Genomic DNA, 13455 nt, shown 5'->3' with positions numbered 1-13455 from the left:
GTGCTCAGATTTTTCTACACCTATCTTAACGCTGGTTTTACCCTAGGTATTGCTATTAGTTAAGCGGTTACTTACCTTATGTTTTAATTTGTTGGGGTAGATAAGGATTTGAGATGAAGTTAGAGATGATTTGTACTGGGGAAGAGGTGCTATCGGGTCAGATTGTTGATACCAATGCGGCCTGGTTTGCCAGCACTATGATGGAGCATGGCATTGAGATCCAAAGACGAGTTACTGTGGGCGATCGCCTTGAGGACTTAATTGCGGTTTTCCAAGAGCGCAGCTTGCATGCCGATGTGATCCTAGTCAATGGTGGCTTAGGGCCGACAAGCGATGATATGTCCGCTGAGGCGATGGCCAAGGCTAAGGGAGAGTCCTTAGTTGAGAATCTCGAGTGGCGCCAACAGTTAGAAGATTGGTTTACCCGCAATAATCGTGAGATGCCCGTCAGTAATTTAAAGCAGGCGATGCTGCCTGAATCTGCTGTTATGGTGGATAACCCCGTTGGGACGGCCTGTGGATTTAGGGTTAAGTTAAATCGCGCTTGGCTGTTCTTTACGCCAGGCGTGCCATTTGAACTGAAGCATATGGTTAAAGAGCAGTTTATTCCCTTTATTCGTGATGAGTTTAATCTCGACGCTAAGGTGGCGCTTAAAAAACTGCTGACAATTGGCCAAGGTGAGTCAGCCCTTGCCGATAAAATTGAGCCATTGGAGTTACCCGAGGGGATTACGATTGGCTATCGCTCCTCTATGCCGCATATTGAAATTAAGATCTTTGCCCGCGGCGAGAAGGCGATTGCGTTGCTGCCACGAGTAACAGGGCATGTCAAAATGGTACTGGGTACTGCGGTTGTAGCCGAAGATAAAGCGACGCTTGCTGAAGAAATCCATTCTAGGCTGCTGAATTCTGGATTGACGCTCAGTGTCACTGAGTCTTGCACTGGCGGGATGATTACCAGTCAATTAGTGGACTTTGCGGGCAGTTCATCCTACTTACATCACGGTTTAGTGACTTACAGTAACGAGTCCAAGGTGCGAGTCTTAGGCGTTAATCCGGCGACTTTAGACGATCACGGTGCCGTGTCGATTCCAACGGTTGAGGAAATGGCGAAGGGTGCACGTGCTATTTTAGATAGTGATTTTGCCTTAGCAACCAGTGGGATCGCAGGGCCTGATGGTGGTACGGAAGATAAACCTGTCGGTACAGTTGCCATTGCACTAGCAACCCGTAATGGAGTTTATAGTCAGATGATCAAATTACCTAGACGTTCGCGGGATCTCGTGCGCAGTTTAAGTGCTGCAGTGGCCTACGATATGTTAAGACGTGAGCTTTTAGCTGAAGCAGTAATTGTCGATTATCAATCGATTGGACGCTTCAGCAAGTAACTTTTTACAGACTTAAGTCAGTCTAAATGTATTAACAAAAATGCTCCCGAGGGAGCATTTTCTATGGTGGATGGTCCACAAAACAATCGGACTATTTAGTGAACTTAAGCACTAATTTACCTGGGGCAACTTGAATGCTTTCGGTCATTTTTGCCATTAGTGCTTGGTTACTGTCTTTAGTATCAAGCACATATACAGGCTGGTTTTCTAAGAATTGCCTTAGATAGCCCATCACCTGCGGTGTGGCACTGCTGATCGCTTTTTCAATATCTTTTGGTGTTGACTCCACTTTGACTAATTCGAGCTGGCGCAGATAGACACTGTGCGTTGCGCTGTCATACCAAGGCTTGGCTTCGAAAGTTGTTGTGAGTTTGGCACTTAATGGAAAGATCGGATTCTTAATTGATACTTGAGTCGCGGCACTTACGCTCATAGTGTCAGGTTTTGCTCCTAGCTTGACACTGATGTCGTTAATGCGCACTTCTGCGCCAACGAATTGATTGCCTTGTTTAATCTCAAAATGGATCTCTTTACTGAGGTACTGCTCCATTTCGTGCTCGCTGATACTGTACTGCGAGACGCAGCCGCCAAGCAGTACAGTCAGTCCCAAGCAAATCGTGCGGGAAAGTTTTTTCATTAACCAGTGTTTCTCATTCCCGCTGCCACACCTGCAATAGTCAGCATTAGCGCTAGCTGCACATGTTCAGACGCGGGAGTTTCTGTTGTTTCCTTACGTGTCCGCGCTAATAGCTCGGTTTGTAAGAAGTTTAATGGATCGATATACGGATTTCGCAGTTTTACTGACTCGCGATTCCATGGCGTATGCGCCATTAAGCTATCTGATTTTGTCAGTTCAAGCACGACTTTAATGCCCAGATCTAAGCGTTGGCGCAAGGTTTCGCCTAAATGATGCAAGTCTTTCGGTACTAAACAGGTTTCATAGTAGCGGGCTAAATTAGGTTCCGCCTTGGCGTAGACCATTTCTAGCATTGAAATGCGAGTGCTGAAGAAGGGCCATTCCCGCTCCATATCTTGCAGTAAACCCATTTCACCGCGTTCACTGGCGGCTTGAAGTGCTTCACCGGCGCCAAGCCATGCAGGTAACATCAAGCGGTTTTGCGACCAAGCAAAAATCCACGGAATGGCCCGTAGGCTTTCAATCCCACCATCGACACGACGTTTAGCTGGGCGGCTGCCAAGTGGCAGTTTTCCTAATTCCACTTCTGGCGTTGCGGCGCGGAAATAAGCCACGAAATCCGGTTCATCTCGCACTATACCACGGTATGCACCCACGGATTCTTCAGCGATGCGTTGCATGCAATTGCGCCATTCTTGTTTAGGCTCTGGCGGTGGTAGCAGGGTTGCTTCCAATACGGCAGAGGTATACAAGGCTAAGCTTTGAACCGCGAGTTTTGGCAAGCCAAACTTGAAGCGGATCATTTCGCCCTGCTCAGTGACACGAATACGGCCATCTACCGACCCCGGAGGTTGGGATAGAATCGCTTTGTGTGCTGGACCACCCCCGCGACCAATGCTGCCGCCACGGCCATGGAATAGTGTGAGCTTGACGCCCGCTTGTTTACAAACCGCGACCAATTGTTCTTGGGCACGATACTGAGCCCAAGCTGCCGCCATGACGCCAGCATCTTTGGCTGAGTCAGAGTAACCAATCATGACCTCTTGCATGCCTTTTGTGTAACCACGATACCAGTCGATATCGAGCAAATCAGTAATACATGCCGCAGCATTGTTTAAGTCGCTTAAGGTTTCAAATAGCGGTACCACGCGCATTGGGTGCGAACAGCCCGTTTCTTTGAGTAACAGTAAAACCGTTAAGACATCTGATGGTTTACCCGCCATCGAAATCACATAGGATCCGAGTGCTTTGGCCGGATGTTTAGCAATCAAACGACAGGTATTAAGCACTTCGGCCACATCGGCTGACGGCTGCCAGTTACTTGGGATCAGTGGACGACGGTTGCTGAGTTCGCGTAATAAGAAGGCTTGCTTCTCGGTTTCATCCCAATGATTGAAATCACCCATGCCGAGGTAACGAGTTAACTCGGCGAGCACATCGCTATGACGGCTAGCGTCTTGGCGAATGTCGAGTCTGAGCATGTGAATGCCAAAGCAAGCGAGGCGACGGAGAATATCGAGCAATAAACCGTTGGCGATTAAGCGCATGCCACAGTCGGTTAAACTCTTATAAAGCATTTCTAACGGTACTTTGAGATCGCTTTCTTGCCAGATCAGGCTCGACTTATCGACTTCAGGATTGTGGCCTTCGATGCGTGCATTTAAATAATCTATGGTATCGCGCAGCCTTTGACGAAGTGAGCGTAATACATGGCGATAGGGCTCGCAGTTATTGTTGGTATAAGCCTTTAACTCATCATTGGCTTCTTCCATCGACAGTTCACCGACCAGCAGCACGATATCTTTTAAGAATAGTCTGGCGGCGGCATGGCGGTTACGATCGAGCACCTCTTGGGTGACTTTTGCGGTAACAAAGGGGTTGCCGTCGCGATCGCCGCCCATCCAGCTTGAAAAGCGCACTGGTGCGATATCAATCGGTAATTGCTGCCCTGTACGTTGCTGCACTTGGTCGTTAAGTTGTCTTAAGAAGTCAGGCACCGCATGCCAGAGTGACTCTTCAATGGTGGATAATCCCCAGCGGGCTTCATCCACAGGTGTTGGGCGCTCACGGCGGATCTCATTGGTGTGCCATATTTGCGCGATTAATTGGCGCAGGCGCAGATTGATCTGTTGACGTTCCCTATCCGACAGTTGGTCGTTTTCTTGCTCTGTTAGGCAGTCGACGATGGCTGCATACTTTTGGATCAGGGTGCGACGGGATATTTCAGTGGGGTGCGCTGTTAGTACTAGATCAATATCCAGTGTTTTTAGACAGTCGAGCATCTTTGTTTGATCAATCCGACCATTGAGCATACGACCTAGGAGTTGTTCTACTGGATCAGGTACGCAGACAAGCTCGTCACAATTGCGACTAATAGTATGAAATTGTTCAGATAAATTGGCTAAGTTAAGGAACTGATTGAATGCCTTTGCAAAAGGGACTAATTCTTCGTCTGGCAGTGCCGTGAGTAACTCGAGCATTTGCTCTCTGGCGGCTTGATCGCCTCTGCGTGAGTCTTTGGCAAGCTTACGGATCTGTTCAACTTTCTCAAGAAAAGAGTCCCCAAGATGGGTTCGCATAGTATCGCCAAGGATTTGGCCTAACATACTCACGTTCGATCTTAATGACGCATACATATCTGTCATATTGTCTGCCGCGTTTACTGACATAGTTACTCCGAATAGAAAAACATAAAAATCCGCTGTGCATTTAGCCCGTTAGCACAATACCTATCACTTGGGGCTATGGTCAACAGCAGAACTTATAACTTATACGACTGGCTTATCTGATATACAACCGATCACGATATTCGATGAAGAATATTCAATAGAAATGCGAAGTCACGCAATATTTTGTGATGATTAGCGTAAGTGAATATGAAGTGCATCATTTTGTGCTTTGCAAGCATGTATCTTAGCTGTTAATAAAAAGGACTGGTTTCGGTGCAAATTAGACCTAGATAACTGAGTTATTAACGAGTTAGCTGAATGAGGAACTTACCGATGAAATCCACTGCAGAGTAAGGAATATGAAAATAAATTAAAAATATATATTCACATATATTGCATAAGTAGATCTTTGTGGTAGTCTAGCCATCAGTTGAGATGAGTCACCCCCTGTGACCTGTAGAGTGAATATCATGATGCACAGTATTAGCCTGACAGTGAATAAAATAACAACCTATTACGATTTCCTGCGACGATAGTCTTGTCATCATAGATGTACGCGGTTGCGTGTACGCTATTCATCTATTCTTTAAGTTTCTTTGATTCGGTTAATAAGACAAAACACATGAAAAATATTGCCATTATTGGTGCCAGTGGTTACACAGGCGCGCAACTGACCGCTTTAATCCATGCAGAAGCAGAGCTGACGATTCAGGGGTTGTATGTTTCTGAAAACAGTTTAGATAAAGGTAAACCTTTAGCGGATTTGTATCCTATTTATAGCCATATCGCATTAACGCTGTCGCCATTTTCCGATGAAGCTAAGGCAAAAATCGTTGCTGAAGCAGATGCCGTGGTCTTAGCGACTGAGCATTCAGTAAGCTTGCATTTAGCGGCTTGGTTTTATGCACAAGGTTTGGCGGTATTCGATTTAAGCGGTGCTTATCGTTTCAGCGATGTGGCGCAATACCCTAAGTGGTATGGCTTTGAGCATGAATATCCTGAAGTTTTAGCCAAAGCCGTATACGGCCTTGCCGAATGGAATGCCAAAGAAATCGCTGCGACTAAGATGATTGCCGTACCAGGTTGTTACCCGACTGCATCGTTGACAGCGTTAAAACCATTGGCGAGTTTACTGACATCGGCTTATCCGGTGATCAATGCGGTGAGTGGCGTAACAGGTGCGGGCCGTAAAGCGCAGTTACACACCAGTTTTTGTGAAGTGAGCCTGACACCTTACGGCGTATTAGGCCACAGACATCAACCCGAGATCGCCACTCAGCTTGGCCAAGAAGTGATATTTACACCGCACCTTGGTAACTTTAAGCGTGGCATTTTAGCGACCATTACCGTACAGCTAAAACCGGGCACAACGACTGCCGATGTGGCAGCGGCCTATAGCGTGTATGACAAGGCGCCATTGGTCACCGTGAAGCACAATCAGTTCCCGAAAGTGGATGACGTGGTGCTGACACCTAACTGCCACTTAGGTTGGAAGTTTGATGAGAATAGCGGTTACTTAGTAGTGGCCAGTGCCATCGATAACTTGATGAAAGGTGCTGCCAGCCAAGCGCTGCAATGCATAAAGATTCATTTTAACCTTTAATTGTTCATCCTTATTTAAGAGAGTCGTCAAGATGTCTACAAACAACTCAGTATTAGTGCTTAAAGTGGGCGGCGCGCTGCTGCAATGTGAAATGGGGATGGCGCGATTGATGGATACGGCTGCGGCTATGTTAGCCAATGGTCAGCAAGTGTTGATGGTACATGGCGGCGGCTGTCTGGTGGATGAGCAGTTAGCAGCAAACGGTATGGAGACCGTCAAGTTAGAAGGTTTACGGGTGACTCCGCCCGAGCAAATGCCGATTATTGCCGGCGCACTTGCGGGCACTTCGAACAAAATCCTTCAAGGCGCAGCGACTAAGGCTGGCATTGTGAGTGTGGGCATGAGCCTTGCCGATGGCAATACTGTTTCGGCTAAGATTAAAGATGAGCGTTTAGGCCTTGTTGGCGAAGTCACGCCAAAGGATGGCACTTATCTTAAGTTTATCCTTGAGCAAGGTTGGATGCCGATTTGTAGCTCTATCGCCATGATGGACGATGGTCAAATGCTTAACGTCAATGCTGACCAAGCGGCGATGGCATTAGCCAAGTTAGTCGGCGGCAAGTTAGTGCTACTGTCGGATGTTTCTGGGGTGCTCGATGGTAAAGGCCAGCTCATCCACAGTTTAAATGGCAAGCAGATAGCAGACCTTGTTAAGCAAGGTGTGATCGAAAAAGGAATGAAGGTCAAAGTTGAAGCTGCGCTCGAAGTCGCGCAGTGGATGGGGCAGGCGGTACAAGTTGCCTCGTGGCGTGATGCAAGCCAATTAATCGCATTAGCAAAAGGTGAAGCCGTAGGAACACAAATCCAACCATAAGTGGAGTAGGTTATGAAGCATTTACTATCGATAAAAGACTTAACCCAGCAGCAGTTACAGGATCTCATTGCCTTGGCAAAAACGATCAAAGCCAATCCGGCAGAGTATCGTCATGCGCTGGATGGCAAGAGTGTGGTGATGTTATTTGAAAAGCCCTCGCTCAGAACCCGCGTTAGCTTTGATATCGGTATTAATAAGCTCGGTGGCCACTGTTTATACCTAGACCAGCAAAATGGTGAGCTGGGGAAACGGGAATCGGTTGCTGACTTTGCTGCTAACCTGTCCTGCTGGGCCGACGCAATTGTGGTGAGAACCTATTCACACACCACTATCGAACAATTAGCCGAGTTCGGCTCAGTGCCTGTGATCAATGCGCTGTCAGATCTTTATCATCCTTGCCAAGCCTTAGCTGACTTTTTAACTCTGGCAGAGCAGTTTGAGGATGTCAGCAAAGCTAAATTAGCTTATGTTGGTGATGGTAATAATGTCACTCACTCGCTGATGTATTGTGCGGCTATTCTCGGTGCCACCATGACAGTGATCTGCCCTGCGGGTCACTTTCCTGATGGCTACGTAGTGGCAGAAGTGCAAGAGCTCGCCAAACGATATGGCGGCAAGATAGTGCTGACCTCAGATATCGATGCGATTGAAGGCCACGATGCTATTTATACTGATACTTGGATTTCAATGGGCGATTCAACTCCATTAGCGGAGATTAAGGATAAGTTTGCACCTTATCAAGTCAACAAAGCCTTGATGGCGAAAGCGGGTGCTAACTTCTTTATGCATTGTTTGCCCGCCCACCGTGGTGTAGAAGTAACAGATGAAGTGATGGACGGTGCAGGATCCTTAATTCTGCAACAAGCCGAAAATCGGATGCATGCCCAAAATGCAGTACTGGTAACCTTATTTAGTTAAATTAACCCTGTTTAGCAGCCTGTTTTCTCCTTGAGAGAAACGAGTCATAGGAATTTAAGATGTCTATCGAGAACAAAAATACTGGCGTGAAAAAAGTGGTTTTAGCCTATTCAGGTGGTCTAGATACCTCGGCCATTATTCCTTGGTTAAAAGAAAACTACGATAACTGCGAAATCATTGCATTTTGCGCCGACGTCGGCCAAGGCGAAGAAGAGCTCGTTGGCTTGACTGAAAAAGCCTTAGCCTCTGGTGCATCAGAATGCCATATCGTCGATCTGAAAGAAGAATTTGTTAAAGACTATATCTACCCAACTATGGCAACGGGTGCGATTTACGAAGGCACTTATTTACTCGGTACGTCAATGGCGCGTCCTATTATTGCTAAAGCGCAGGTTGAAGTGGCCCGTAAAGTGGGCGCCGATGCCCTGTGCCACGGTTGTACTGGTAAGGGTAACGACCAAGTGCGTTTCGAAGGTTGCTTCGCCGCATTAGCACCTGATTTAAAAGTGATTGCCCCATGGCGTGAATGGACTATGCAGAGCCGTGAGGATCTGTTGGACTATTTAGCCGAGCGCAATATCAAGACGTCAGCATCAGCGACTAAAATCTATAGCCGTGATGCTAACGCCTTCCATATTTCCCATGAAGGCGGTGAGTTAGAAGATCCATGGAACGAGCCAAGTAAAGGTGTGTGGACACTGACTGCCGATCCAGAAGATGCGCCGAACCAACCAGAATACGTGTCACTCGAAGTCGAAAATGGTCGTGTGACTAAAGTAAACGGCGAAGCATTAACGCCATACGCTGCGCTGATGAAACTGAATGCCATTGCAGCACCCCACGGTGTGGGTCGTATCGATATTACCGAAAACCGTTTAGTGGGTATGAAGTCTCGTGGTTGTTACGAAACACCAGGCGGCACAGTAATGTTCGCGGCGCTGCGCGCGATTGAAGAGTTAGTACTGGATAAAACCAGCCGTACTTGGCGTGAGCAGGTTGGCGCACAAATGGCGCATCTAGTGTATGACGGACGTTGGTTCACCCCGCTGTGTAAGTCTCTGCTGGCAGCATCTGAGTCATTAGCCGAGTCTGTTAACGGTGAAGTCGTGGTTAAACTCTACAAAGGTCATGCGATTGCCGCTAAGAAGCGCTCGCCAAACAGTCTGTACTCTGAAGCGTTTGCGACCTTCGGTGAAGACCAAGTGTACGATCAAAAACACGCAGAAGGCTTTATCCGCCTGTACTCACTAGCGAGCCGCATCCGCGCGCTCAACGCTAAGTAATAGGCAGACAGAAAGGGCGCCTAGCGCCCTTTTTTATATCTTAAGTTTTAATGGCTTTAACGTATTAAAAGCAGTGACCGAGGGGATTGAGCATGGCTTTATGGGGTGGAAGATTTCAAGGCGAAACTAGCGCGCTATTTAAATTATTCAACGATTCGTTGCCTGTGGATTACCGTTTGTTTGAGCAAGATGTGGTCGGCTCTATTGCTTGGGCGGATGCGATTGCCAGCGTTGGTATTATCACCGCAACTGAATGCAGTGACTTAAAACAAGCGCTTAATGAGCTGCTAGTGGAAGTACAGGGCGATCCAGCGATTATTCTCACCTCGGGCGCCGAAGATATTCACAGCTTCGTCGAGTCAGCTTTGATTGCCAAAGTAGGCGATCTTGGTAAAAAACTGCACACTGGCCGTAGCCGTAACGATCAAGTTGCCACCGATTTAAAGCTTTGGTGTCAATCCGAAGGCAAAGCATTACTCGCACGTCTTCAAGGCTTACATGCTGAATTACTGGCGTTGGCTGAGCGTGAATTTGATGCGGTAATGCCAGGTTACACTCACTTGCAGCGTGCGCAACCTGTGACATTTGGCCACTGGTGTTTGGCCTATGTGGAAATGACTGAGCGGGATATCAGCCGTTTAGCCGATGCGTTAACTCGCGCGAATACTTGCCCATTAGGTTCGGGTGCCCTTGCTGGCACAGCCTACAAAATGGATCGACATGCACTGGCTGCAGCGTTGAATTTTGCCTCGCCAACGCTGAATAGCTTAGATAGCGTATCAGACAGAGATCACGTGGTAGAACTTTGTTCAACCGCCTCAATCAGCATGATGCACTTAAGCCGTATGGCTGAAGATTTGATTTTCTTTAACTCAGGTGAAGCGAACTTTATTTCCTTGAGTGATGAAGTGACCTCAGGTTCATCCCTGATGCCACAGAAGAAAAATCCAGACGCATTAGAGCTTATCCGTGGTAAAACCGGCCGGGTTTATGGCAGCTTAGTGGGCATTCTCACTACGATGAAAGCGCTGCCTTTGGCGTACAATAAAGATATGCAGGAAGATAAAGAAGGCCTGTTTGATGTGATCGATAGCTGGGCAATTTGCCTCGATATGGCGGTGTTAGTGTTATCTGGCTTGAAGGTTAATCGCCCTAATGCGCTGTTAGCCGCGCAGCAAGGTTATGCCAACTCTACTGAATTGGCCGATTATCTAGTATCTAAAGGGATGCCTTTTAGAGAGGCGCATCACGTAGTGGGTGAAGTCGTCGTAGCAGCGATAGCGAAGCAAATTCCGCTCGAGGATTTCTCCTTGGCCGAATTAAAAACTTTTGCCGCTATCATTGAGGAGGATGTCTATCCCAACCTGACTATTGAAGCCTGTTTGGCGAAACGCGATGTACTCGGCGGTACTGCTTTGCCACAAATTCAACAGGCTATTGCTGCCAAGAAAGCACGCTAAGGCATACTTAAGACAATAAAAAACGCGACCCTAAGTCGCGTTTTTTATTGGTTATTCATTGTTATCACAAAAAAGATGAAGCCTATTGGAATAAATCATCCGTTGGTGATTCGATAAAGAGGCTATTTTCATCTTGCGTTTCACTGATGTATTCCTTCGGTTCGGTACCCGAAATGAAGTACTCGAACGCACTGGTATAGTCAGTTTTTCGGGTGAGTTTACCTGTCGCTAAATCGATTCGTACTGAGACAATACCTTCAGGTGGGATCAAAGTTGCTTCAGGTGTACCTTTTAAGACACCGTTCATAAACTCGTTCCAGCCTGGCCCTGCGGTTTTTGCTCCAGCTTCTGCTCCCGTGATTTGATCTTTTTCGCCATTGGCATTCCAAGCGGTTCTACCTAATTGTCTACCATGATCATCAAATCCAACCCAGAAAGTGCTGGTAAGTGCAGGGCTAAAACCACTGAACCAAGTATCACGTGATTCGTTAGTTGTACCTGTTTTACCTGCAATATCGTGTCGTTTAATCAACTGCGCAGCACGCCAAGCCGTACCTTGCCAGCCAGTGCCTTTACTCCAATCGCCGCCACCCCAGATAACACTCTTCAGGGCTTCAGTAATAAGAAATGCAACCTGTTCAGAAATAATTTGTGGTGCATAACGGCCTGTTTGTCCAAAGCAATATGCAATAGGTTCGTCTGTTGCTAAATCTGCATTGCCAAAATTCATCGGGTCATTTGACTGCGGTGCCGCTGTGTTGCTTGGTTTGCAAGCTAAGGTTGGATTCGCTTTCTCGATGACATTGCCAAAAGAGTCTTCTACACGGTCAATATAGAAAGGTTCAACTAAGTAGCCTCCATTGGCAAATACGTTAAACGCAGTAGAAACTTGTAGTGGAGTTACCGAAGGAGAACCTAAGGCCAAAGATTCGTTGCGGGGTAGATCGTTTGGATTAAAACCAAATTTTACCAGTTCAGCTATCGCAGCATCTAAACCAATATGGCGCATCGCACGAACTGACATTACGTTGATCGACTGTGCTAAACCCACACGTAAACGAGTTGGGCCGCCATAGATATCAGGCGAGTTTTTAGGCCGCCATGCGGTGCCTTGGCTGATATCGGGTTTATTAATTGGCGCATTGTTGATTAAGGTTGCTAAGGTAAAGCCTTTCTCTAACGCAGCAGCATAAATGAAAGGTTTGATGTTTGAGCCTAATTGACGTTTTGCTTGGGTCACTCGGTTATATTGACTTTGGCTAAAGCTATAGCCACCAACCAAGGTACGAATAGCGCCATTTTGTGGATCGAGTGATACAGTGGCACTCGCAACCTCTGGTACTTGGGACAACTGTAAATATTGACCGTTATCGCGGATCCAAATACGTTCACCCACATTTAGCACATCAGCAGCCGTTTTAGGAACGCTACCCTGACGTTTATCGGTAATGAATTTGCGCGCCCACTTTAATCCATCCCAGTTGATGACTTTGGTTTCACCTTTGGCGGTTAATACGCTTGCTTGCTGACCATTAAGACCTAACACCGCAGCAGGGTGTAATTCCTGTACAGGCGTGATCTTAGCTAGTTCAGCTTGAATTTGGGTGTTATCTGGCCTGGTTCCTGTCCACAGCACTGCTGCGGCACCTCTATAACCATGGCGTTCATCGTAGGCGTATACATTATTACGTAAAGCTTGTTGTGCGAGTAACTGCAGATCCGATGAAATCGTGGTGTAGACGTTATACCCATTGGTATAGGCCTCTTCTTCACCATATTTTTGTACCATATAATCCCGCGCCATTTCCGAAATATACGGCGCATAGAGATCAATTTCAGCGCCATGGTATTTAGCGACTAAAGGTTCTTGCAGAGCCAGTTGGTACTCAGTTTGATTGATGTAACCGACTTCATTCATTCGCATTAGCACCACATTGCGGCGAGCCAATGCGCGTGAATGTGACGTAATAGGGTTAAGTGTTGAGGGAGCCTTAGGCAAACCCGCAATCATACTCATTTCGGATAGGCTGAGATCTTGTACGTTTTTACCAAAATACACTTGAGCTGCAGCGCCAACACCATAGGCTCTTTGACCTAAATAAATGCGGTTAACATAGAGTTCGAGGATTTCATCTTTGGTTAGCAGTTGCTCAATGTGATAGGAAATAAAAATCTCCTTCACTTTACGAATAATGGTTTTGTCACGGGTTAAGAAGAAGTTACGCGCCACCTGCATAGTGATCGTACTTGCACCTTGTTTCTTTTCGCCTGTAGTTAACATGACGACCGCAGCACGAATAACACCAACAGGATCGATTCCGCCGTGTTCATAGAAACGTGCATCCTCTGTTGCAAGGAAGGCTTGCAACAGCGGTTTAGGGACTTCTTCCAACTTTAATGGAATACGACGCTTTTCACCAAACTGAGAAATGAGCTTGCCGTCGCTGCTATAAATGCGCAAAGGTGTTTGTAATTGCACATTTTTTAGTGTCGAAACATCCGGCAAATCCGGCAAAACATAAAAGTATGCTGCAACAATGGCGCCTACACCCAGAAGGGCTAGACTAAATAGAGCTATAACAATACGTTTTAACCACTTCACCTAAATTGTTCCTAATGTTCAGTTAAGTGCGACAGTATATAAGGCGCGCACGTCTTGGTGAAGTAAAAACGTGATGTTCAT

9 protein-coding genes are annotated in these 13455 nt (G+C 46.8%); 6 read left to right on the top strand and 3 right to left on the bottom strand.

Features of this window, described 5'->3' with window-relative positions; genetic code table 11:
• Positions 1–113 precede the first annotated feature (113 nt).
• Positions 114–1388, top strand: coding sequence for a CinA family nicotinamide mononucleotide deamidase-related protein (locus MZ182_RS19305; RefSeq protein ID WP_248069480.1), 1275 nt, complete (start codon positions 114–116; stop codon positions 1386–1388).
• 91 nt (positions 1389–1479) lie between these two features.
• Here MZ182_RS19305 and MZ182_RS19300 read toward each other — a convergent pair whose 3' ends face one another.
• Both MZ182_RS19300 and ppc read right to left on the bottom strand, forming a co-directional pair.
• Positions 1480–2025: a DUF1439 domain-containing protein gene (locus tag MZ182_RS19300; protein ID WP_115016873.1), complete on the bottom strand. Its 546-nt coding sequence runs from the start codon at positions 2023–2025 to the stop codon at positions 1480–1482.
• Positions 2025–4694, bottom strand: a complete 2670-nt coding sequence (gene ppc, locus MZ182_RS19295) for a phosphoenolpyruvate carboxylase (protein ID WP_011920204.1) — start codon at positions 4692–4694, stop codon at positions 2025–2027. The genes MZ182_RS19300 and ppc overlap by 1 nt, the downstream gene beginning before the upstream one ends.
• A 622-nt stretch (positions 4695–5316) precedes the next feature.
• Here ppc and argC point away from each other — a divergent pair.
• The 5 genes from argC (at position 5317) to argH (ending at position 10772) form a co-directional block, all read left to right on the top strand.
• Entirely contained in the window at positions 5317–6297 is a 981-nt protein-coding gene (argC, locus tag MZ182_RS19290) for an N-acetyl-gamma-glutamyl-phosphate reductase (protein ID WP_248069478.1), read from the top strand.
• Between the two features lie 31 nt (positions 6298–6328).
• Positions 6329–7111, top strand: a complete 783-nt coding sequence (gene argB / locus MZ182_RS19285) for an acetylglutamate kinase (RefSeq protein ID WP_248069476.1) — start codon at positions 6329–6331, stop codon at positions 7109–7111.
• A 12-nt stretch (positions 7112–7123) separates the two neighbouring features.
• On the top strand, positions 7124–8029 hold the full coding sequence (locus MZ182_RS19280; RefSeq protein WP_248069474.1) for an ornithine carbamoyltransferase: 906 nt from the start codon (positions 7124–7126) through the stop codon (positions 8027–8029).
• Positions 8030–8088: 59 nt separating this feature from the next.
• On the top strand, positions 8089–9312 hold the full coding sequence (locus MZ182_RS19275) for an argininosuccinate synthase (protein WP_248069472.1): 1224 nt from the start codon (positions 8089–8091) through the stop codon (positions 9310–9312).
• Between the two features lie 92 nt (positions 9313–9404).
• Positions 9405–10772: an argininosuccinate lyase gene (gene argH / locus MZ182_RS19270; protein WP_248069470.1), complete on the top strand. Its 1368-nt coding sequence runs from the start codon at positions 9405–9407 to the stop codon at positions 10770–10772.
• A gap of 82 nt (positions 10773–10854) precedes the next feature.
• On the opposite strand, the gene MZ182_RS19265 is transcribed toward argH, so the two are convergent.
• Positions 10855–13374 (bottom strand): penicillin-binding protein 1A, encoded by a 2520-nt coding sequence (locus tag MZ182_RS19265; protein ID WP_011920198.1) that lies wholly within the window; start codon positions 13372–13374, stop codon positions 10855–10857.
• Positions 13375–13455: the final 81 nt, after the last annotated feature.

This window comes from Shewanella sp. JNE2, assembly GCF_023159115.1.
Lineage (GTDB): Bacteria > Pseudomonadota > Gammaproteobacteria > Enterobacterales > Shewanellaceae > Shewanella > Shewanella putrefaciens.
This window is presented reverse-complemented; position numbering and strand designations above follow the sequence as displayed.

Excerpts from the sequence above, each read along its gene's own strand:
- MZ182_RS19275 (WP_248069472.1), top strand. The coding sequence starts at position 8,089 with ATGTCTATCGAGAACAAAAATACTGGCGTGAAAAAAGTGGTTTTAGCC.
- ppc (WP_011920204.1), bottom strand. The coding sequence starts at position 4,694 with ATGTCAGTAAACGCGGCAGACAATATGACAGATATGTATGCGTCATTA.
- argC (WP_248069478.1), top strand. The coding sequence starts at position 5,317 with ATGAAAAATATTGCCATTATTGGTGCCAGTGGTTACACAGGCGCGCAA.
- argH (WP_248069470.1), top strand. The coding sequence starts at position 9,405 with ATGGCTTTATGGGGTGGAAGATTTCAAGGCGAAACTAGCGCGCTATTT.
- MZ182_RS19300 (WP_115016873.1), bottom strand. The coding sequence starts at position 2,025 with ATGAAAAAACTTTCCCGCACGATTTGCTTGGGACTGACTGTACTGCTT.
- argB (WP_248069476.1), top strand. The coding sequence starts at position 6,329 with ATGTCTACAAACAACTCAGTATTAGTGCTTAAAGTGGGCGGCGCGCTG.
- MZ182_RS19305 (WP_248069480.1), top strand. The coding sequence starts at position 114 with ATGAAGTTAGAGATGATTTGTACTGGGGAAGAGGTGCTATCGGGTCAG.
- MZ182_RS19280 (WP_248069474.1), top strand. The coding sequence starts at position 7,124 with ATGAAGCATTTACTATCGATAAAAGACTTAACCCAGCAGCAGTTACAG.